The organism is Acidovorax sp. GW823-FHT05D11 (genome assembly GCF_058795695.1).
Genome location: NZ_CM179502.1, coordinates 3,908,162 through 3,929,320, shown reverse-complemented (window position 1 = coordinate 3,929,320; position 21,159 = coordinate 3,908,162). Strand labels below are relative to the sequence as shown.

General features: G+C 69.0%; 20 protein-coding genes. 13 read left to right on the top strand and 7 right to left on the bottom strand.

Annotation, left to right across the window (positions count from 1 at the left end; all coding sequences use genetic code 11):
- Positions 1-99: 99 nt before the first annotated feature.
- The 3 genes from mobB to moaD all read left to right on the top strand — a co-directional run bounded on the left by mobB (position 100) and on the right by moaD (position 2,229).
- Positions 100-657 (top strand): molybdopterin-guanine dinucleotide biosynthesis protein B, encoded by a 558-nt coding sequence (gene mobB, locus AC3RCE_RS18095; RefSeq protein ID WP_218340137.1) that lies wholly within the window; start codon positions 100-102, stop codon positions 655-657.
- Positions 654-1,895, top strand: coding sequence for a molybdopterin molybdotransferase MoeA (locus tag AC3RCE_RS18090; protein WP_492253623.1), 1,242 nt, complete (start codon positions 654-656; stop codon positions 1,893-1,895). The genes mobB and AC3RCE_RS18090 overlap by 4 nt, the downstream gene beginning before the upstream one ends.
- A gap of 79 nt (positions 1,896-1,974) precedes the next feature.
- Entirely contained in the window at positions 1,975-2,229 is a 255-nt protein-coding gene (gene moaD / locus AC3RCE_RS18085; RefSeq protein ID WP_218295545.1) for a molybdopterin converting factor subunit 1, read from the top strand.
- Here the strand turns inward: moaD and dapA are convergent.
- The 4 genes from dapA to AC3RCE_RS18065 form a co-directional block, all read right to left on the bottom strand.
- Entirely contained in the window at positions 2,216-3,112 is an 897-nt protein-coding gene (dapA, locus tag AC3RCE_RS18080) for a 4-hydroxy-tetrahydrodipicolinate synthase (RefSeq protein ID WP_492253622.1), read from the bottom strand. The two genes, moaD and dapA, sit on opposite strands and share 14 nt — an antisense overlap.
- A 279-nt stretch (positions 3,113-3,391) precedes the next feature.
- Positions 3,392-3,751 (bottom strand): hypothetical protein, encoded by a 360-nt coding sequence (locus AC3RCE_RS18075; RefSeq protein WP_218295543.1) that lies wholly within the window; start codon positions 3,749-3,751, stop codon positions 3,392-3,394.
- Positions 3,752-3,812: 61 nt separating this feature from the next.
- Positions 3,813-4,724: a hypothetical protein gene (locus AC3RCE_RS18070; protein WP_492253621.1), complete on the bottom strand. Its 912-nt coding sequence runs from the start codon at positions 4,722-4,724 to the stop codon at positions 3,813-3,815.
- 29 nt (positions 4,725-4,753) lie between these two features.
- Positions 4,754-5,008 carry a hypothetical protein gene (locus AC3RCE_RS18065; RefSeq protein WP_218295541.1) on the bottom strand — a complete coding sequence of 85 codons (255 nt, stop codon included), beginning with the start codon at positions 5,006-5,008 and terminating at the stop codon, positions 4,754-4,756.
- A gap of 76 nt (positions 5,009-5,084) precedes the next feature.
- Between AC3RCE_RS18065 and AC3RCE_RS18060 the strand changes: the two genes are divergently transcribed.
- The 6 genes from AC3RCE_RS18060 to AC3RCE_RS18035 all read left to right on the top strand — a co-directional run bounded on the left by AC3RCE_RS18060 (position 5,085) and on the right by AC3RCE_RS18035 (position 14,042).
- A complete protein-coding gene (locus AC3RCE_RS18060) occupies positions 5,085-5,315 on the top strand; it encodes a hypothetical protein (protein ID WP_218295540.1) in 231 nt (76 codons plus the stop codon).
- A 57-nt stretch (positions 5,316-5,372) separates the two neighbouring features.
- Positions 5,373-5,849: a molybdenum cofactor biosynthesis protein MoaE gene (locus tag AC3RCE_RS18055; protein ID WP_218340141.1), complete on the top strand. Its 477-nt coding sequence runs from the start codon at positions 5,373-5,375 to the stop codon at positions 5,847-5,849.
- 183 nt (positions 5,850-6,032) lie between these two features.
- Complete coding sequence (locus AC3RCE_RS18050; protein ID WP_492253620.1) at positions 6,033-9,281, top strand: IPTL-CTERM sorting domain-containing protein; 3,249 nt, start codon at positions 6,033-6,035, stop codon at positions 9,279-9,281.
- Positions 9,282-9,440: 159 nt separating this feature from the next.
- A complete protein-coding gene (gene clpB / locus AC3RCE_RS18045; RefSeq protein WP_218340143.1) occupies positions 9,441-12,047 on the top strand; it encodes an ATP-dependent chaperone ClpB in 2,607 nt (868 codons plus the stop codon).
- 75 nt (positions 12,048-12,122) lie between these two features.
- Positions 12,123-12,482, top strand: coding sequence for a hypothetical protein (locus AC3RCE_RS18040; protein ID WP_218295536.1), 360 nt, complete (start codon positions 12,123-12,125; stop codon positions 12,480-12,482).
- A 120-nt stretch (positions 12,483-12,602) separates the two neighbouring features.
- Positions 12,603-14,042, top strand: a complete 1,440-nt coding sequence (locus AC3RCE_RS18035; RefSeq protein WP_492253619.1) for a coniferyl aldehyde dehydrogenase — start codon at positions 12,603-12,605, stop codon at positions 14,040-14,042.
- Here the strand turns inward: AC3RCE_RS18035 and AC3RCE_RS18030 are convergent.
- Together AC3RCE_RS18030 and AC3RCE_RS18025 are read right to left on the bottom strand one after the other, a co-directional pair.
- Positions 14,014-15,894 (bottom strand): ATP-binding response regulator, encoded by a 1,881-nt coding sequence (locus tag AC3RCE_RS18030; protein ID WP_255591106.1) that lies wholly within the window; start codon positions 15,892-15,894, stop codon positions 14,014-14,016. The two genes, AC3RCE_RS18035 and AC3RCE_RS18030, sit on opposite strands and share 29 nt — an antisense overlap.
- Entirely contained in the window at positions 15,881-16,516 is a 636-nt protein-coding gene (locus AC3RCE_RS18025; RefSeq protein ID WP_218295534.1) for a response regulator, read from the bottom strand. Before AC3RCE_RS18025 ends, AC3RCE_RS18030 begins: the two co-directional genes overlap by 14 nt.
- 163 nt (positions 16,517-16,679) lie before the next feature.
- Between AC3RCE_RS18025 and AC3RCE_RS18020 the strand changes: the two genes are divergently transcribed.
- The 3 genes from AC3RCE_RS18020 (at position 16,680) to AC3RCE_RS18010 (ending at position 19,361) form a co-directional block, all read left to right on the top strand.
- A complete protein-coding gene (locus AC3RCE_RS18020; protein WP_218340144.1) occupies positions 16,680-17,279 on the top strand; it encodes a hypothetical protein in 600 nt (199 codons plus the stop codon).
- Positions 17,280-17,478: 199 nt separating this feature from the next.
- On the top strand, positions 17,479-18,000 hold the full coding sequence (locus AC3RCE_RS18015; RefSeq protein WP_055393295.1) for a GNAT family N-acetyltransferase: 522 nt from the start codon (positions 17,479-17,481) through the stop codon (positions 17,998-18,000).
- A gap of 185 nt (positions 18,001-18,185) precedes the next feature.
- Entirely contained in the window at positions 18,186-19,361 is a 1,176-nt protein-coding gene (locus AC3RCE_RS18010; RefSeq protein ID WP_492255406.1) for a methyltransferase, read from the top strand.
- Between the two features lie 36 nt (positions 19,362-19,397).
- Here the strand turns inward: AC3RCE_RS18010 and AC3RCE_RS18005 are convergent, their stop codons facing one another.
- On the bottom strand, positions 19,398-19,916 hold the full coding sequence (locus AC3RCE_RS18005; protein ID WP_218295532.1) for a hypothetical protein: 519 nt from the start codon (positions 19,914-19,916) through the stop codon (positions 19,398-19,400).
- Between the two features lie 242 nt (positions 19,917-20,158).
- On the opposite strand from AC3RCE_RS18005, the gene AC3RCE_RS18000 reads away from it, so the two are divergent.
- Positions 20,159-21,118, top strand: a complete 960-nt coding sequence (locus tag AC3RCE_RS18000; RefSeq protein WP_369642971.1) for a tRNA dihydrouridine synthase — start codon at positions 20,159-20,161, stop codon at positions 21,116-21,118.
- The last annotated feature ends 41 nt before the right edge of the window (positions 21,119-21,159 follow it).

Genomic DNA, 21,159 nt, shown 5'->3' with positions numbered 1-21,159 from the left:
ACGGCTCTGGATGGCTTGATTTGATATGAAAAATGCCCCTGGCGCTTGTCTGATAAGCGTTAGCAGCTATAAATACAATAGCTAACCAAGGAGCAGTGGATGAAGGTTGTCGGTTTCGCCGGTTTTTCCGGCAGTGGCAAGACCACGCTGGTCGAGCAGTTGATTCCCGAGCTGCGGCTGCGGGGGCTGCGCGTGTCGGTGGTCAAGCATGCCCACCACAGTTTTGACCTCGACCATCCGGGCAAGGACACCTACCGCCACCGCGAGGCAGGCGCCTTCGAGGTGGTGGCGGCCTCCGACAAGCGGCTCATGCTCGTGCGCGAGTTCGAGCGGCCCGCCACGCTCAGCGTGCACCACCTGATCGCGGAGCTGTACCCGGGCGTGGACTGGGTGCTGGTGGAGGGCTTCAAGGACAGCGACCTGCTCAAGGTGGAGGTGTGGCGTGCACCCGAGCCCGGGCAGGTGGCCAAGCCCGTGCGCTACCCCGAGGACGACTTCGTGGTCGCCATCGCCACCGATGCACCGCGGGGCCTGCCCGTGTCCACGCAGCTGCCCTTGCTGGACCTCAATGCGCCGGGGCAGGTGGTGGACTGGCTGATCGAGAACCAGCACCGCTTCGACTACGACTGCGAACTCTATGGAGCCGGTCTCGCATGAACCGCCCGAACAACCCCTTGAAGCCCCTCGACGCAGCGTTGGAGGACCTGCTGCCGCAGGCCGCGCCCCTGCAGGGCACCGAGACGGTCACCACCTTCGATGCGGACGGCCGCGTGCTGGCGCAGGACTGCGTCTCGGCCCTGCAGGTGCCCCCGCAGGACAACAGCTCCATGGACGGCTACGCGGTGCGCTGCGCCGATGTGGCGGCCGTGGGGGTGGTGCTGCCCGTGTCGCAGCGCATTGCGGCGGGCAGCGCGGGCGATCCGCTGGTGCCGGGCAGCGCCGCCCGCATCTTCACGGGCGCGCCCGTGCCTGCCGGGGCCGATGCGATCCTGATGCAGGAAGACTGCGAAGCCCTGGCCATGGAGGACGGCCTGGGCCAGGTGCGCATCAACGCCGTGCCCCGGCGGGGCCAATGGATCCGCAGTGCGGGCGAGGACATCACCCGGGGTGCCGTGGTGCTGCTGGCCGGCACACGCCTCACCCCGGCCGAGCTGGGGCTGGCCGCCAGCATCGGGCTGCAGCAGCTGCAGGTGGCCCGCCGCCCCCGCGTGGCGCTGTTCTCCACGGGCGATGAACTCGTCATGCCCGGCGAGGTTCCGCCCGAGCTGATGCGCCCTGGCGCCATCTACAACAGCAACCGCTTCTTCCTGCGCGCCATGCTGCTGCGCCTGGGCTGCGAGGTGACCGACTTTGGCATCGTGCCCGACCGGCGCGACGCCACCATCGACGCCCTGCGCGAGGCGAGTGCCGCACACGATCTGATCCTGACCAGCGGCGGCGTGAGCGTGGGCGAAGAAGACCACATCAAGCCCGCCGTGGAGACGCTGGGCACGCTGGACCTGTGGCAGATCGCCATGAAGCCCGGCAAACCCTTCGCCTATGGCCGCATTGGCGCGGCCCATTTCATGGGCTTGCCGGGCAATCCCGTGTCGAGCTTCCTGACCTTTGCGCTGCTGGTGCGGCCGTTTGTGCTGCGCCTGCAGGGTGTGCAGGACGTCGCTCCTCAATCCCTGGCTGCTCGCGCCGATTTCACCTGGCCCAAGGCCGACAAACGCCGCGAATTTCTGCGCGTGCGGCACAACGCGGCGGGGGGGCTGGAGCTGTTCAACAACCAGAGCTCGGGCGTGCTCACCTCCGCCGCCTGGGGCGATGGCGTGGTGGACAACCCGGCGGGCCAGACCATTGCATCTGGCGATACGGTGCGATTTATCTCCTTTGCGGAGTTGTTGTCATGAGAAACCACCCCCACGCTCTCCACTGTGTGTGGTCGCTGCCCCCCGAGGGGGCCGCTTTTCATCTTGGGGCGGCCCGGCGATGAAAAAGATCACCGTGCGCTACTTCGCCTCGATCCGCGAGGCCATCGGGCAGGGCAGCGAGGCACTGGAGACCTCCGCCACCACGCTGGGTGCCTTGCGCGACGAACTCATCGCACGCGGCGGCGCCCACGCCAGCAGCCTGGCGCGCGGCAGGGCGGTGCGCATGGCGCTCAACCAGACCTTGAGCGACGAATCCGCCACCCTGGCCGAAGGGGCCGAGGTGGCGTTTTTCCCTCCGGTTACGGGCGGCTGACGCCAGGCAGCGCCCGCAGGCGCTGCTCCAATGCCTCAGAGGCCGCCGTCATGGGTGCCCGCAGGCCATTGCAGATCTCCCCTGCGTGCGCCAGCATGGCCTTGAGCGGGGCAGGGTTGGGCTCTGCAAAACACGCGTCCACCCAGGGTTGCAGGGCCTGCCACAAGTCGCGGGCTGCGGGCAGATCGCCCAGGCGCAGCAGGGCAACCAACTCCACGAAACGCGGTGTCTGCCAGTGCGCGCAGGCAGAGATGGCACCCGCGCCGCCGAGGGCCAGCGTATGGAAGATCTGCGCGTCTTCGCCCGTCAGCACCTGCAGCCGGCCATCGGCGATCAGGGCTTGCGTCTTGGCGGGGTTGCCGCCGCAGTCCTTGATGGCCTGGATGCGCGGATGCCCCGCCAGCGCCAGCAGCGTCTCGGTGGTGAGCGTGGCGCCCGTGCGGTAAGGAATGTCATAAATCAGCACGGGCGCCGCGCTGGCGTCGGCCAGCGTGCGGAACCAGTGCAGCAGGCCTTCTTGCGAGGGACGGATGTAGTGGGGGGCGGACACCAGCAGGCCCGCAACCGGGTAGTGCGCAAGGGCCCGCACCTGCTCCAGCATCTGCCCCTGGTGGTAGCCCGACAGGCCCATCACCACGGGCAACCCCTGGGCGGCGCTGAGCACTGTTTCCAGCACCTGCAGTTGCTCGGCCTTGTCGAGGGCCGCAGCCTCACCGGTCGAGCCGCAGGCAACGAAGCCCGAAACACCGTCGGCACACAGCCGGGCGGTGAGGGCGGCAAGGGCCGGATGGTCCACGGCGCCGTCCTTGAACGGCGTGACCAGGGCGATCCAGAGCCCGCTGAACGGGGGCTGGTGGGAGGTGGCGGTATCGGTGGCAGACATGCGAAGCATCCTTTCAGGGTTCGACCAGGGGAAGAACCGTCCGGAGGGAGTGCGTGCGGAATGCCGGGGAGTGAAAAGAGAAAAGAAAAAAGGGAATTTCTCTACCAGGTGGTTCCGTCGCTCATCCGGACGGAACCACAGCTCCGGTCAGATGAGCTCTGGTTTTTTGGCTTTGCCCACGCACCGCAACGCCACCGCAGGTGCGGCGGTCATGGCAAAGGGGGTGTGTGTGGACATGGGCCGCAGTATAGCGAAGCGCCTGCCGTGTCCCAGGAGTGGTCAGCCTGCCTGCGGTGGCTGGGCCGCATCGTGTGCAGGTTCAGGCTGGGGCGGCACCAGCCCGGGGCATGGCCACGCCAGCAGTTCGGCCAGGCGCGTGACGATCCATGTGGCCTCGGGCACCGACACGCCGGATTCAAGGGTGCACAGCCCCGCATGGATGCGCCGCAGGATCTCGGCCTCGGAAGGCGCCTGCACGTGGTACAGCGTCTGTGCGTGCTCCACCAGGTGGCCCGCCAGGTCTTCGCACAGCTCGTAGCGGGCGCGCACGCCGTCTGCCTTTTCCGTCAGGCGTCCTCGGGTGTCGGTGTACACCGCCATGAAGGAGGGCGGCACGTGGATCTGGTTGTCGTCGTACATGGCTGGGTAGGTGGTGGGATCGATCAGGCGGCAGAAAAAAATGCCCGCCAGAGCGGTTCAGTCAGGGGCTTTGCATATCCGCGGCTTGGTGGTGCGCGGGGGCTTGCGAGCAGGTTTGCAGGTGGTTGTGCGCCATGGCCGCTGTCTCGGCAAACCAGCCCAGCAGGTGTTGCAGCCAGATTTGCAGTTCAGCCTGAAAGCGGGGCGTGAGCGCGACCAGGCCCCGGGGGGCGTCCTGGGTGAGGTGGCCCTGCGCCGTTGCCTCGTTGACCAGGTTGCGCACATGCGAGTGCGAAAAGCCCAGGCGCTGCGCAAGCTCGCTGGCGCGCAGGGCAAACGGCGTGGGCCCTTCATCGCCGGGGCGGTGCACCCGGCAGTGTTCGCGCAGCAGCAGCATGGCAATGCGCCCGCCGCCTTCGCGCTGGTCAAACCAGTCCCAGCCGCCGAAGCGGCCCCGGGTTTCGGCCAGGCGATCCAGGATGTGGTCGGCCCCGGCCAGAAAGGCGGCAAAGTAGTCCGCGTCGCTGTCCAGCCGCTGCGCATGGCCCGCGGGCAGGGCGCCCAGGGCCTCGGCGCAGTGCAGGTGGTGCCGCACCCAGGTGCGCAGGCCGTCCAGCAGCCGGGGGGTGGGCGCGAGGTAGCGGAGCCGGCGGTCGGCGGGATCGGTGTCCACCGCCACCATGCCCGCCAGCCGCAGCACGGCGAAGAACGTGGCCAGCGTGCGGGCGCCCCCCGGCATGCGTTGCTGCAGGAGCGTCAGCGTGGGGCGGGGCGCGCCCCGCAGCTGCCATTGGTAGTGCTGCACCACCAGCCGGCCCGCCGCGTGCGACTGCAGCGCCCGGCCGAAGATCTTGTTGATGAGCCGTTCGTTCCAGTGCAGGCGCAGGATGCCGTCGCAGTAGGCCTCCACGGCCTGGGTGTAGGTGTCCGGAGCCTGGGAGTCGAGCGCTTCGAAGGATTCTTGCAGGTCCATGGCGCGTGTTGCGGTGCAGGGTTGCTGTTTCAGTCCGGCGTGAACAGGCGCTCGAACTTGGCCTGGTCTGCGGCCAGCTCGAAGGTCACCACCTGGCCCATTTTCATGTCCGACAGGCGGCAGGCCCCAAACAGGGTGGTTTTGCCTGCCAGCTCCATCACCTCCAGGTCGATGATGGCGTAGGGGTGGGGCACGAAGACCTGGTGCTTGAACACATCGCGGACCGTGTTGCGCGGGGACGGGTAGAGCTTGTAGAGATCGGTCTCGATCGTTTGTGTGGCCATGGGCTTAAGGTGCGAGGGTGGCTGCAGTACGGGTACAGTGTGGGCGAATCGTACAGACAAACCTTTTTACCAATCTATGGCACGCAACAAAAGTGAATGGCCCTCCAAGGTGCTGGCGCTGGTCCGCGGCGGCAACCTGCCCGCCGCCATCGCGCAGATCAAGGTGGCACCCACCGTCGGCGACGTCACCCGGCTGCAGACCCTGCTGGCCCAGCTGCCCCCTTCGCCCGCGCTGGCGCAGCTGAACAAGGTGGTGGAAGAAGAGCGTGCCTTGCTGGCCGCGCCACGGCTGCACCGTTCGCCGTAAGCGGCCACGCCGCGCCATTCCGCCTTGCCGCCATTCGCCCTGTAGAGAGCTTCTGCCATGACCTTGCCCCGCGTTTCCATCCAGACCGAGGACTTTGACCTGTCCACCGAAATCGCCGCCCTGCGCCGCGAGAACAAGGGCGTGGGCGCGGTGTGCAGCTTTGTGGGCACGGTGCGCGACCGCAACGAAGGCGACCAGGTGTCCTCCATGGAGCTGGAACACTACCCCGGCATGACCGAAAAATCCATCGAGGCCATGGTGGACGAGGCGTTCCGGCGTTTCGACATCTTTGGCGCCCGCGTGATCCACCGCGTGGGGCTGCTGCAACCGCTGGACCAGATCGTGCTGGTGGCCGTGACCAGCGCCCACCGGGGCCAGAGCTTTCAGGCCTGCGAGTTCCTCATGGACTACCTCAAGACCCAGGCCCCGTTCTGGAAGAAGGAAGAAACCGCCCAGGGCGCGCGCTGGGTGGACGCGCGGGTGAGCGACGACGCTGCGCTGGCGCGCTGGGGCATCGTGGCCACCAACGCCTGAACGCACCCGCCGGCCGGCCGGAATGCCCCTGCTGCCGGCGCTGCAGCCGCGCGCCAGGCCGGCGGTTTTGCAGATCGATGCAATCTTTGGACTTGTGCGGCGCTGGTCCCCTTTTGAGAATCGCCTGCTGTCCCGCTGGCACCTTTCTTCTGCCCGGCGAGGGCTGACAGGGAGGAATGTGTCATGGAACTTCAAGCGCGGGCATTTTCACGCGCGTGCCGATGGTGCCTGGCGGCCGTGGGGCTCATGCTGGCGCTTTCGGGTCCGGCCCGGGCCGACGTGGCCTTTGTCGCCGCCAGCAGCCTTTCCCTGGGGGGGCTGCTCGGCGAGACGGCGCGCGGCGACTTCAATGAAGACGGCCAGCCGGACCTTGCCGTGGTGGACCGGCAAGACAACACCGTCAGGATCCTGCTCAATACCGGCGGCGCTGCGGGCTTTTCGGCCGCGGGTTCGTTCGGCGTGGGCGCGGCCCCTTACGGCCTGGTGGCGGCCGACTTCAATGGGGATGGGCATCTGGACATCGCGGTGGCCAGCTTCAACGAAGGCACCGTCACGGTCCGCCTGGGCGACGGCCATGGCGGGCTGTCTGCAGCAACCGCCTTCGGCGCCGGCCCCAATCCTTATGGCCTGGCGGTGGCGGACTTCGATGGCGACGGGCGGCTGGACGTGGCCGTTGCGGTCTTCTCGGGCGCGGCCAAGGGGGTTTCGGTGCTGTGGGGCGACGGGACAGGCCGGCTGGATGGGCGTCCCCGCACGGAGATCGGCATGGGCGTGTCGACGACACGCATCGTCTCGGGCGACTGGAATGAAGACGGGCATGCCGACATCGTGGTGGGCTCGGGCGATGGCGTCTTCTGGCTGCGGGGAGACGGCGCGGGCGGCTTCGCGGCGGCCCAGCGCCTGACGGGCGATGAGTACGTGCCTTTCGTGGCCGTCGGCGATGCCAACGGAGACGGCCACCTGGACATCCTGGCGCTGGTGCAGAACACCTCGGCCAGCCCGATCCTCCTGACCGGGGACGGCACGGGAAACTTTTCACGCCGCGGCGTGGGCTCCCCCGGATGGTTCTCGAGCGCTGCCATCGTGGATGCCACGGGCGATGGACGGGCGGACCTGGTGCTCGCGCGCTCCAGCGGCACCGTTGTGGTGTGGCCCGGCCTCGCCGGTGGCGGGTTCGGCTTCAACGCAGGAGGCCAGGAGTACTCGGTGGGTGATGACGAAAGCACCCTGGCGGTGGCCGATTTCAACGGCGACGGCCACCCGGACATTGCCGTGGCCAACGGGTGGGGCGGGCGAATGGTCCGGTTGCTGGGAGACGGCGCGGGCCACTTTGCCGCCGCACGCAGCTACGGCATCCCCGAGCGGGACGCGCGCGCGGTGGCGGTGGCCGACTTCAACGAGGACGGGCGGATCGACCTGGCCGTCGCCTACGCGGATGAATCCAGCGTCTGGATCCTGCGGGGCGATGGCCAGGGCGGCTTCGTGTTGTCCACGCGGCTCGATACCGGGGCGCAGGTGCGCGCGCTGGCCGCTGGCGACCTCGACGGGGATGGCCACACGGACCTGGCGGTGGTCAGCGAAACCGACCGGAGCGTCATGGTCTATCTGGGCCGGGGGGCGGGCGACTTCTCCCTGGCGGGCCAGGGTTTCTTTACCGGGCTGTCGCCCAGGTCGATCGTCACCGGGACATTTCGCGGGCCGGGCTACCCTGCCCATGCCGCCGTGTGGGCGCTGGAGACGACCAGCTCGCTCGAAGCCATCCGATGGGTGGGCGTCACGCCCCAAGGCGCCGTCGACATGCTGGACATGACGGTGTGGCAGGGCGTGCGGGGCTTCGCGCCGGTCGATGTCAACCAGGATGGGCGCACCGACCTGGTGGCCGCGACCTCGGCGGGCACCGTGGGCACTTCGCTGTCCGCCGCTTCGCAGCCGCTGGAGCCGGTCTACCTGCCTGTCTCGGCCGGCCCGCTGGGCGCGGTCGCGGGGTGGGGCGTCGCGGGGCGGGCGGGGGTGTTCACGGCCGCCGGCACGCAGATCGCGTCCCTGGCCGCGGCGCCCGGGCAGGCGCTGGGCGTGGTGGGACAGTACGGCGCAGGGCTCGCGGCCAAGGCGCTCGCGGCCGCGGATTTCGATGGCGACGGGCTGCCCGACGTGGTGGGCGCCGACGCGTCGGGTGGGATCGCCATCCTGCGCGGGCAGGCCGGGGTGGGCGCGCTGGGCCTGCCTGTCGCGCGGTTCACCGGAGGCACGGCCGAGCAGATGGCGGTGGCCGATTTCAATGGCGACGGCAGGCCGGACGTCGCCATTGCCAACGGTATCGCGGGCATCACGGTGCTGATGAATGCCTCCCCGTCGGCCGATGCCGCATTGGCGTCCCTGGCGCTGTCGCAGGGTGTCCTCAGCCCCGCGTTCCAGCCGCAGGTGGCGGCGTATGCGGCTGGCGTGCCGCATGCGGTGACCGCGCTTTCCCTGACGCCCGTCGCCGCCGATGCCGGGGCCTCCATCACCGTGAACGGCACGCCCGTGGCCAGCGGCTCCGCGACGCCGCCCCTGGCCCTGGTGCCGGGTACCAATGTGATCCAGGTGGAGGTGCTCGCGCAGAACGGCGTGGCCCGCCGGACGTACACCATCACCGTGGTCCGCGACCAGACGGTCCGGCACGCGGTCACGGCCCTGGCGGGCTCGGGTGGCAGCATCGGCCCGGCCGGCACGGTCGACGTGGCGCAGGGACAGACGCAGGCCTTCACCGTCACGCCCGGCGCGGGTTACCGCATCGCGTCCGTGGCGGGCTGTGGCGGCAGCCTGGCCGGTAGCACCTACACCACGGCAGCGGTGACGGCCGCCTGCACCGTGCAGGCGCGTTTTGAAACCCTGCCCACACCCACGAACACCGGATCGGGGCCCGTCAACGTGGGCGTGGTGGATGGCAGCACGGGCTGCCAGCTGGACCTGGCGGGCACCGGCCCGGTGGCGGCGCCGGCGCCGTACCCCGGCGCCACCTTGCCGCACGGGGCGTTCCGCCTGCGGCTCATCCATTGCCAGCCGGGTGAGACGGTGCGTGTGGCGGTGACCTTTCCAGACCTCACGGGCTTCACCGTGAAGAAGTACGGGCCCACACCCGACAGCCCTTCCTCCAGCCGATACTACGACCCCGTGAACCTGCAGATCAGCGGCAACACCGTGACCTACGATGTGACGGACGGTGGCTGGGGGGACGACAGCTTTGGCGCGCAGGATGGCACCATCAACGACCCTGTCGTCCCCGTGCTGCTGGCGCCTGGCCCGGTGGCGATCCCCACGCTGTCGGCCGGGGGCCTGGGTGGGCTGGCTGCCCTTCTGGGGTTGCTGGCCTTGCGGGGCGGCCGGCGCACGGCCCTGCGGGCCCACTGGGCCGGTACCTGGTCCGGAGTTTCGAGAGAAATCAGCCGCTAGCGCTTGATGGTAAAGCGCTGGCGGCTATAAAAATGGTAGCTAATGGGGAAGCCATCGGCTGGATGATTCGCTGACGCAGGTCAATCGGTGGGCGGGGGCAGTGTCTTGAAATCAGGCATACCCCGCCTCAAGTGCTCTGCAATTCGGAGGACATCCACCATGCGTCTCGACAAATTCACCACCAAGTTCCAGGAAGCCCTGAGCGATGCCCAGAGCATCGCCCTGGGCAATGACCACGCCTACATCGAGCCCGTGCACATGCTCGTGGCCATGCTCAAGCAGGACGACGGCCCCAAGGCGCTGCTGCAGCGTGCGGGCGCCAATGTGCCCGGCCTGCTGGCTGCGGCCGAGGCCGCCGTCAAGCGCCTGCCCCAGGTGCAGGGCAACGAGCAGGTGCAGGGCGGCCCGGAGCTCGGCCGCGTGCTGCAGGCCACCGAGAAGGAGGCCATCAAGCGCGGCGACCAGTTCATCGCCAGCGAGCTGTTCCTGCTGGCCGTGATCGACAGCAAGGGCGAGGCCGCCAAGATCGCCAAGGACAACGGCCTGACGCGCAAGAGCCTGGAAGCCGCCATCGATGCCGTGCGCGGCGGCCAGAAGATGGACAGTGCCGAGGCCGAGGGCCAGCGCGGCGCCCTGGCCAAGTACTGCATCGACCTGACCGAGCGCGCGCGCATCGGCAAGCTCGACCCCGTGATCGGCCGCGACGACGAGATCCGCCGCGCCATCCAGGTGCTGCAGCGCCGCACCAAGAACAACCCGGTGCTCATCGGCGAGCCCGGCGTGGGCAAGACGGCCATCGTCGAAGGCCTGGCCCAGCGCATCGTGGCCGGCGAGGTGCCCGAGTCGCTCAAGAACAAGCGCGTGCTGTCGCTGGACATGGCGGCGCTGCTCGCGGGCGCCAAGTTCCGCGGCGAGTTCGAGGAGCGCCTGAAGACCGTGCTGAACGAACTGGCCAAGGACGAGGGGCAAACAATAGTCTTCATCGACGAGCTGCACACCATGGTGGGCGCGGGCAAGGCCGAGGGCGCGATGGACGCGGGCAACATGCTCAAGCCAGCGCTTGCGCGCGGCGAGCTGCACTGCGTGGGTGCGACCACGCTCGACGAGTACCGCAAGTACATCGAGAAGGACGCCGCGCTGGAGCGGCGCTTCCAGAAGATCCTCGTGGGCGAACCCACCGTGGAGGCGACCATCGCCATCCTGCGCGGCCTGCAGGAGAAGTACGAGGTGCACCACGGTGTGGACATCACCGATCCGGCCATCGTGGCCGCGGCCGAGCTGTCCAACCGCTACATCACCGACCGCTTCCTGCCCGACAAGGCGATTGACCTCATCGACGAGGCCGCGTCCAAGATCAAGATCGAGATGGACTCCAAGCCCGAGGTGATGGACAAGCTCGACCGCCGCCTGATCCAGCTGCAGATCGAGCGCGAGGCCGTGCGCCGCGAAAAGGACGAATCCTCGCAAAAGCGCTTTGCGCTCATCGAGGAAGAGATCGCCAAGCTGCAAAAGGAAATCGCCGACTACGACGAGATCTGGCAGTCCGAAAAGGCCCAGGCGCAGGGCAGCGCGCACGTGCGCGAAGCCATCGACAAGCTCAAGTTCCAGATCGAGGAATTCACCCGCAAGGGCGACTTCAACAAGGTGGCCGAGCTGCAGTACGGCAAGCTGCCCGACCTGGAAAAGCAGCTGAAGGAAGCGCAGGCGCAGGAGGATGGCAAGGACGGCGCCCCAGCCACCCGCCGCCTGCTGCGCACACAGGTGGGTGCCGAAGAAATTGCCGAGGTGGTGAGCCGCGCCACGGGCATTCCGGTGGCCAAGATGATGCAGGGCGAAAAGGACAAGCTCCTGCTGATGGAGGCCAAGCTGCATGAACGCGTGGTGGGCCAGGAGGAGGCGATCGCCGCCGTGGCCAACGCCATCCGCCGTTCGCGCTCGGGCCTGAGTGACCCCAACCGCCCCACGGGCTCGTTCCTGTTCCTGGGCCCCACGGGCGTGGGCAAGACCGAGCTGTGCAAGGCGCTGGCGGGCTTCCTGTTCGACAGCGAGGACCACCTGGTGCGCATCGACATGAGCGAGTTCATGGAAAAGCACTCGGTGGCCCGCCTGATCGGCGCGCCGCCCGGCTACGTGGGCTACGAGGAGGGTGGCTACCTCACGGAGGCCGTGCGCCGCAAGCCCTACAGCGTGCTGCTGCTCGACGAGGTGGAGAAAGCCCACCCGGATGTGTTCAACGTGCTGCTGCAGGTGCTGGACGACGGCCGCCTGACCGACGGCCAGGGCCGCACCGTGGACTTCAAGAACACGGTGATCGTGATGACGAGCAACATCGGCTCGCACCTGATCCAGGCCATGGTCGGACAGGACTCCGAGGACATCAAGGAAGCGGTGTGGGGCGAGCTCAAGAACCACTTCCGGCCCGAGTTCCTCAACCGCATCGACGAGACCGTGGTGTTCCACGCGCTGGACGCGCAGCACATCGCCTCGATCGCCAGGATCCAGCTGCAGCTGCTGCAATCCCGGCTGGCCAAGATGGATTTGGAATTGCAGGTGTCGGATGCGGCCTTGGCAGAATTGGCCAAGGTGGGGTTCGACCCGGTGTTCGGCGCGCGGCCGCTCAAGCGGGCGATCCAGCAGCGCATCGAGAACCCGCTGTCCAAGTTGTTGCTGGAAGGGCGTTTCCCGCCCAAGAGCGTGATTCCGGTCACCGTGAACCCCGTGCTGGAGCCGGGTGTGTTCCAGTTCGGCGTGGCCCCGCAGGAGTGATGTGGGCCGGGAAAGGGATTGCGGCGCTGGCCAGGGCTGCAATCCCGACCCCAAGTTGTGAAGGAGAGGTGTCGTTTGAATGAATTTGTTGCGGGCGTTGTGCGCCTGTTGCTGCGGGTGGTGGTCATCGCCATGGGCTTGGTGCTGTTCGCCAGCCTGCTGGTCGCCGTGATGGTGCTGGCGCTGGTGTGGGCGCTGCGCGCAGGCTGGGCGCGCCTCACCGGCCAGCCGGTGACCCCCTGGGTGATGCGCATGGACCCCCGCACGGGTTTCAGCACCGTGTTCCGCTCCACCGAGCGCTGGTCGTCCGGCCGCCGTGGCCCGGCGCCCGCGCCCGACGATGCCGGCGGCGAGGCCGCGGCCGCGTCGCGCCGTGGCGGCATCCTGCCCGGCGCCGCCGAGGTGACCGACGTCGAGGCGCGGGACGTGCGCTGACCCGGCGCCGCACCCTGCCTTCTTGCACTGCGCGGCGCCCCCGCCTGCGCGGCCCGTCCGCGCCCTGCCTCCCCGGTTTTTTCGTGGCGCGCCTGTCGGGGCGTCTTCTATGATCCGACCATGACACCTGCCGATATCCACGCCCACTTCGATCTTCAACGCCAGGCCAGCCGCGAGCATGTCGATGTGCCGCTGCTGGTGCGCCGCGAGCGGCTGCTGCGCCTGTCCAAGATGCTCAACGAGCACGGCCCGGTGCTGGCGGCTGCGGTGCAGGCCGATTTCGGCATGCGCTCCCCGCGCCTGACCGAGGTGGCCGATTTCTTCGTGCTGCGCACCCTGCTGTCGCACACGCTGCGCCATCTGGCGAAATGGATGAAGCCCCGGAAAGTGCGCACGCCGCTGTACCTGCAGCCCGCCCGTGCCTGGGTCCAGCGCCAGCCCCTGGGGGTGGTCGGTGTGATCGCGCCGTGGAACTACCCCGTCCAGCTGGCCCTGGCGCCCGCCATCACCGCGCTGGCGGCGGGCAACCGCGTGATGCTCAAGCCCAGCGAGCTCACGCCGCACACCTCGGCGCAGCTGGCGCTGCTGGTGGCGCAGTTCTTTTCGCCCGACGAGTTCTGCGTGGTGCAGGGCGATGCGAACCTGTCGGCGCTGTTCGCGTCGCTGCCGTTCGACCACCTGGTGTTCACCGGCTCCACCGCCGTGGGCCGCAAGGTGGCCCAGGCGGCGGCGCAGCACCTCACGCCCACCACGCTGGAGCTGGGCGGCAAATCGCCGTGCATCATCGACGGCCATTGCGACATGCAGGACGCGGCGCTCAAGATCGCGCACGGCAAGCTGCTCAACGCGGGCCAGACCTGCATTGCCCCCGACTATGTGCTGCTCCCCCGGGGCCGCGAGGGGGAGTTCGCGCAGGCCTACCGGGCCGCCGTGGGCCGACTGTTTCCCACCATCGAGGGCAATGCGGACTACGCCTCCATCATCACGGCGCGCCACCATGCCCGCCTGCGCACCATGCTGCAGCAGGCGCAGACCCAGGGCGCCGAGGTGCAGACCATCGAGCCGGCCGAGGGCAAGCCTGTCGTCCACACCGTGGGCACGCTGGGCGATGGCGCCAGCCGCCAGATGCTGCCCACGCTGGTGTTCGGGGCCACGTCCCAGATGCAGCTCATGCAGGAGGAGATCTTCGGCCCCATCCTGCCCGTGATTTCCTATGAACGGCTCGACGACGCCATTGCCCACATCAATGCCGGGCCGCGCCCGCTGGCGCTGTACTGGTTCGGCCAGAGCGAAGCGGTGCGCGACGACGTGCTGCGCCGCACCGTGAGCGGCGGCGTGACGGTGAACGACACGCTGATGCACATTGCCCACGACAACCTGCCGTTTGGCGGCGTGGGCGACAGCGGCTGGGGCGCCTACCATGGCGAGCAGGGCTTTCTGCGCTTTTGCCACCAGAAATCCGTGCTGGTGCAGTCGCGCTGGGCGATGGGTTCGCTGTTCTATCCGCCGTACGGCGCGAAGTTCGACCAGGTCATGGGGCTGCTGCGGCGCTGGCTGTAGCCTCCGTGCCGCCGTCCGGCGGCAAGGGCTCCATCGTGCTGGCGGTTTGAGGGTGCGTGATGAGCTGGACCATGGCGCTGCGCAGCTGGCCCGTGGACACGGGCTTGTGCAGCAGCAGCGCTGACGTGGACTGCGCATCGCGCAGGCGCTGGGGCGATGTGTCCCCCGTCATGATGATCGCGGGCACCGGCGTTCCCAGGTAGGCGCGCAGGGCCTGCAGCACCTGTTTGCCGGTTTCTTCGTGGCGCAGGCGGAAGTCCGTGATGATGATGTCCGGCGTGATGTCTTCCAGGCGCTCCAGCGCATCGGCGCTCGATTCCGCGGTGATGCACTGGCAACCCCAGCTTTGCAGCAGCGACTGCATCCCGATGCGCACGGCTTCGTCGTCGTCGATGGCCAGCACCTTCAGGCCCGCAAGGCTTCGGGCATCCGGAGCGGGGGCGGTGTCGTCTTCCAGCGCGCCCTGCCAGCGGTCCAGCCACAGCCGAAACACCGAGCCCCGTCCCGGCTGGGAGAGCACTTCCACGGAGGTGTTCATCTCCCGCGCCAGCCGCTGCACGATGGCCAGGCCCAGCCCCAGGCCCTTGCGCCGGTCGCGCTCGGGGTTCCCGAGCTGGTGGAACTCCTTGAAGATGTGTTCCCACTGGTGCTGCGGGATGCCGGCCCCCGTGTCCCACACCTCCAGTGCCAGGCGCTTGCCGCGTGTGCGGCAGGCGATCAGCACGCCGCCCCGGGCGGTGTAGCGCAGGGCGTTGGAGATGAAGTTGTGCATGACCAGCCCGACCAGCGAGCGGTCGGCATGGGCCGCGGCCGAGGTCTCCCGCGTGCGGTACACGAGGCCCGCCGTATCCGCCTGCACGCCGAATTCCTGCTCCAGCGCCGTGAGCAGCGGCTGCACGGCAAAGGCTTCGGGCCGCACCTTGACGACACCGGCTTCCAGCCGCGAGTAGTCGAGCAGGGTGGTCAGCATCTCGGCGGCGGCGCCCGAGGCCGCATGGGCGTGCCCCAGCACGGTGAGCTGGTGGTCGTTGAGCGGGCTGCGCTGCAGCGACTCCAGGAACAGGCCCATGGCATGCAGGGGCTGGCGCAGGTCGTGGCTGGCGGCGGCCAGGAAGCGGGACTTGTCGCGGTCGGCCTGCTCGGCGGCCCCCTGCGCGGCCAGGGCGCGCTGCGACTCGGCGCGCAGCTCGTTGACGAGCCGGTCGTTCTCCAGCTTGAGCGCGATGCTGCGCCGGGTGGCCCGGTCGGCGGTGCGCGCCTGCATGCCGGTGAGCGCGTAGTAGACCCCCGTGAGGAACAGCGCGGGCCACATCACGGGCCCGCCGGCCAGGGCGACGGCCATCATCACGCCGCCGATCGCGCAGGTGAGGTAGGTGACATAGGCGCGGTACAGGGGGGCGCCCAGCCCCAGCGCGCCGGACGACACCGTGCTGATGATGCCGATGGCGTAGATCACGCTGTCGGACGTGCCCCAGTAGAGCACCACATACCCCAGGCTGCCCCAGCTCAGGCCCATGGCGGCCATGCAGGCGATCAGCTTGCGCGCCGCCTGCGGCGCCGGGTCGGTGAAGGGCGCGATGCTGCGCAGGGTGAGGTACACCCCGGCCACCACCAGCGTGTGCGACACCAGCCAGACCGTGATGGCCTGCGTGTCGGCCACCCGCGCCATGACCCACAGCGTGCCCAGGGCGGTGGCCAGCGACGCCAGCAGCGTCATCGGGAAGTTTTGCCGCAGCAGGGCCACCTGTTCGCGCAGCACCTCGTCGCGCTCCCACACCGGCCACCCCCAGCGGGTGGGGGGCAGCACGGCATCGGCGGCAGGCGCCCCCCGCAGGGCCTCAGAGTGTGTCATGGAGCTGGGGTGTGGACAGGCCCAGGCGCTGCGCGGCGAGCAAGGCCGCGCTGCGGCTGTTGACGCCCAGCTGCGCGAAGATGGCGGCCACGTGCACGCGCACCGTGTTCTCGCTCAAGCCCAGGTCGCGCGCGATGACCTTGTTGGGCTTGCCGGTGCACAGCAGCGACAGCACGTCGAGCTGGCGCGCGGTCAGCGAGGGCGTGTCGGGGCCGCGCGTGGTGGCGCTGTTGCCGCTGTTGATCGGAAAACACGGCTGGCCCGACAGGGCGCAGGTGATGGCTTCCAGGATGTCTTCGGCGCTGGCGGATTTGGGCAGGAATCCATCGGCGCCGCGCGCGCGCGCTTCGTGGATCGCATCGGGCGCCACGCTGGCCGAGACCAGGACGATGCGGGCCCTGGGGCAGGCCTGGCGCAGCAGGCGCAGGCCGTCCAGGCCGCTCATGCCGGGCAACTGGATATCGAGCAGCACCAGATCCGTGTCCGCCAGCTGCTGCGCGCAGGCATCGGCGATGGAGCCCGCCTCCGCAATCGTGCCGACGCTCGGATGGTCCTGCACGATCAGGCGCAGGCCTGTGCGGAACAGGTTGTGGTCATCCACAAGCAAAAGGCGGGCAGTCATACGGCAAGTATTGCGCACAACACGCTGTTGCGGACTAGTCCATTTGTGCGATGGACGCCCGGTTATGCACTTTCTAGACTTTCCGTCAAGCATTGAAAAGCACCTGGAGTGCGCACCAATGCGCAAACCTCGTCTTCATCCTTCGTTTTTCAAAGGTGCTCCCATGACAGCCAATGCCTTCCTCGATGGTTCAGCTTCCCCCGATGCGTCCCACCGCCGCGATGAGCGACGACCGGCCGCCGCAGGGGGAGGGCATGGCACGGCCTCCTCGGGCCTGGGGGGCAATACGGTGGCGCGGATCGTGGAGGAAAACTGCCCCGGCATGCTGGCATCGGCCGGGGTGGTGATCGAGCACCTGGACGCCCAGGCCGGGACCTGGCAGTTTTCGACGGACGACGGGTGCACATGGCGCGCCATCCGCACCGACCTCGTCAACCGCCCCGGCAACCTGGGCCTGGCGCTGGACCGGGATGCGCGGCTGCGCGTGCTGCCCTTTGGCGGCCACCGCGTGAGTGGGGCGCGCGTGGCATTTCACACCGTGCAGCGCAGCCATGCGCAGGGCAATGGCAGCTACCGGGCCTATGCCAGCGACGAACGCGAGGACGGGTCGCGCACGGTCACGCTGGTGCTGGGCCTTGCGGCCATTAACGGCACGCCCCCGGCGGTGCATGTGCCGCGCCCCCGCAACAAGCGTGCGCTGGTCCAGCGTGCCGCCGCCGCCGCGGCCGGTGCCTCGCTCTCGGGTTCCATGGCGCTGGCCTGACGCGCGCAGGGCCGCCCGCGCCAGCGTGCTGCGGTGCAGCATCAGCGGTGTGCCAGCCCTGGCTGGACGCGGTGGACGCAGGGGGTGGACAGGGCGTGAATGGGGGGCCGGGCAGGGGGCCGTACAAGGGTAAAAACCGTTTGCGGCGACAATGCCGGTCCTTTCGTTTTTTCATTCCCCGTTTTCGTTCGGTTTTTCCATGTCCAGTATCCAGGTTCGTCCCGCCACGCTTCGCGATGCCAAAGCCATTGCCCAGATCCATACCGTCTCAGCCCAAGAGGTCTACAAAGGGCTGGTGCCAGACGAGCAGTTGAAATCCATGTCGGTCGAAAAGCGCCAGGCCTACTGGCGCGAGGCCATCGAATATTGCGAGCCCCAGGTCCAGGTGGCCGTGGACGGCGAGAAGATCGTCGGCTTCGTGGGCTACGACCGCTCGCGCGATGAAAAATCCCGCCCCACCACCGGTGAAATCTGGGCCATCTACGCCGCCCCCACCCACTGGAACCAGGGCGTGGGCCTGGCCTTGTGGGATGCCGCCCGCGACGGCCTGCAGGAAGAAGGCTGCACCAACGTCACGGCGTGGGTGCCCCTGCGCAACGAGCGCGCCATCCGGTTCCACGAGCTGGCGGGCTTCAAGCGCGAACTCTCCACCGCCAAGACGGCCGTGGTGGGGGGCGTCAAGATCGAAGAAGTGCGCCTGAAGCGCCCCATCAACGCGTAGGATGAACAACCACCCCCTGAGCGACTTCGTCGCGTCCTCCTTCTCTCGCGCTTTGCGCGGGAAGGGGGATGCCGCTAGCGCGGCGGGGCGGCCCTTGCACGGCGGCCTTGGCAGGGGCCGCGCCAGTTTCACGGGCTGCTGTTAACGCCCGAAGCAATAGCAATCTGATGCCCACACTTCTTCCTATGATCGAATGGAGCCGCCAGGGCCAGATTCAACAAGTCCAGTGGCGCTCCGAGAGCGGTGCCCCGGCCCCGCGCCGGGTCGTCACCGCCGACGATACCTTGGCCGCAGACACGGCCTACCGCATGGCCTGTGAAGGCACCGGCCTGTTGTGGCAGGGCGACTTTCAGAACGCCCGCATGCTGCTGCAGGCGCTGATGCGCCGGGCCGATGCCAGGTCCGGCAAGGGGGGCAAGTCGGCCAGACCCCGCAAGTGCGCCGCCAGGGCGGCCGACAAAGCCGCTGCCGCCACCCCGGCCGAGGCCTTTCACCTGCACCGCCAGGCGCAGGCGCAGCGCGCGCGGGTGCTGGCGTCGGTGCTCATCCCGCTCGAAGGCGACTACGGCATCGACCTGCGCCGTGCGCCCGACTGGCGCCAGGCGTGCACCGAGGCCTGGGGCCCGGCCACGGGCGAGCGTTCGGTGGCCACGCTGCGCGAGCTGCTGGGCCTGGTGGGCGCGCACGAGTGGCGCAAGAAAGGCGTGGAAGTGCCCGCCCTGGGTGCGCCGCCGCTCAACCGCATCCACCCGCACTACGGCGTGTTCTCGCCCGTGCGCGGCGAATATGTGGGCCTGGTCGCCGACACGGCGCTGCCCACCAAGACACTGGCCTTTGACATTGGCGTGGGCACCGGGGTGCTGTCTGCGGTGCTGGCCCGCCGTGGCGTGCAGCGCGTGGTGGCCACCGACCAGGACCCGCGCGCCCTGGCCTGCGCGCGCGAGAACCTGCAGCGCCTGGGTGTGCTTGCCCAGGTGGAACTGTTGCAGGCCGACCTGTTCCCCCCGGGGCGCGCGCCGCTGGTGGTGTGCAACCCGCCCTGGGTGCCGGCCCGCGCCAGCTCGCCCATCGAACACGCGGTGTACGACGAAGGCAGCCGCATGCTCAGGGGCTTCCTGGCAGGCCTGCGGGAGCACCTGGAGCCAGGCGGCGAAGGCTGGCTGATCCTGTCGGACCTGGCCGAGCACCTGGGCTTGCGCCCGCGTGAGCAGCTGCTGCAGTGGATTGCCGATGCGGGGCTGGTGGTGCGGGGCCGGCACGATGTGAAGCCGGGCCATGCCAAGGCGGCAGATGCGGGCGATGCGCTGCATGCGGCCCGCGCGGCCGAGGTCACGTCGCTGTGGCGCCTGGCCGCCGCCTGACGGACGGCCCGTCTCCACTCCATTGCCCCGGGGCGTCTAGGACTGCGCGTGCCGGGGCAGCAGCTGCTCGAACCTTTCGCGCAGGCTCGCGGCCCGTTCGGCGCCGGCGGCAAGCGCCACTTCCTCGAACATGGCCTCGCCCACGTCCAGCATGCTCGTGCGGTCCTTGGCGGCGCGCAGCGCCTGGCGGAACTGCTCTGCCAGCGTGGGGTCGCGGCGCGCGAACAGCCGCTCGCAGGTGTCGAAAAGGTACATGCGCGCACCGGCGAGCGAGCGCAGGGATTCGCCAGGCTCCGGGCGCTGGACCGATGGCCCGCCCGGTGGCGCGGTGCTGGGCGAGGGCGCGGCGGAGGGCAGCCCGGCCGCGGGGCCGGCCAGATAGCCCTGGCGCATGAGGTTGTCGACGATCTGCGCGCCGATGCCGTTGTACATGGCCTGCAGGTCCGACAGCGATTTGCCGTCGACCAGCAGCAGCAGAGAGCGCTCGCGCAGGCTCAGGGTGCGGACGCCGGGCAAGAGTTCCAGGCGGGCTTTTTCGGTTTTTTGTAGCAGCATGGGAGCCTCCATTCACGGGTGGATGGCGGCGATTGCATCAGTCCGCCGTGACGCGGTGATGACCTCGCTGCCGCACAATGGCGAGCTGCTCCCCGGCGTGCAGGACCCTGGGGGGTAGATGCTATATATTTAATAGCTGCTAGCGCTTGTACATCAAGCATTGCGGCCCTTTTTGACTCATATCCTGGCTGTGTGCCGGCCGCGCCCCGTGCGGGGCGCAGGGCGCGGCGGCCTTTCTCGCGATGACCTTGCTGCTTGCCCCCATGGAGGGGCTTCTGGATTTTGTGCTGCGTGATGTGTTGACCCGCGTGGGCGGGGTGGACCGCTGTGTCTCCGAGTTCATCCGCATCACCGGCACCCTGCTGCCCGACAAGGTGTTCCTGCGCTATGTGCCCGAGCTGCGCAACGGCAGCCGCACGCTCGCGGGTGTGCCGGTGCGTGCGCAGTTGCTGGGCTCCGATCCGGTCAGCATGGCCGAGAACGCGGCCCGCCTGGCGGACCTGGGGCCCGAGGGGATCGACCTGAACTTTGGATGCCCTGCCAAGGTCGTCAACCGCCATGGTGGCGGCGCCGCGCTGCTGCAGGAGCCCGAACGCATCGCCGCCGTCGTGGCCGCCGTGCGCCGCGCGGTGCCTTCGCACCTGCCGGTGTCCGCCAAGATGCGGCTGGGCTTCAACGACACCGGGCTGATGCGCGAATGCGCCCAGGCGATGCAGTCGGGCGGCGCCGCCGAGCTGGTGGTGCATGCGCGCACCAAGGCCGATGGCTACCGGCCCCCGGCGTACTGGGAGCACATTCCCGCCATCCGCGCGGCGGTGCAGATACCGGTGGTGGCCAATGGCGAGATCTGGACGGTGGCCGATGCGCTGCGCTGCCGCGAGGTGTCGGGCTGCGCCACGCTCATGCTCGGGCGCGGCATGGTGGCAGACCCGGGGCTGGCCCGAGCCATCCGCGCGGCCGATGCGGGCCGGCCTGGTTCGGACACGGTGGCTTGGAGCGACCTGCTGGCGCACATCGCGGCCTTCTGGCAACTGGTGTGCGAGGACCTGGAGCCCCGCCAGCGCGCGGGGCGCCTCAAGCAGTGGCTCAATCTGCTGCGCAGGCGCTTTCCGGAAGCCGAGGCCGCCTACCAGCACGTGCGCACGATGACGGACCAGCGGGCGATCACCGCCTGGGTGGAGGCGCTGCGGGCCGGGGACTAGCCGCGCATCGCGGCGCGGTGCCGCAAAGAGGCGCCTGGACA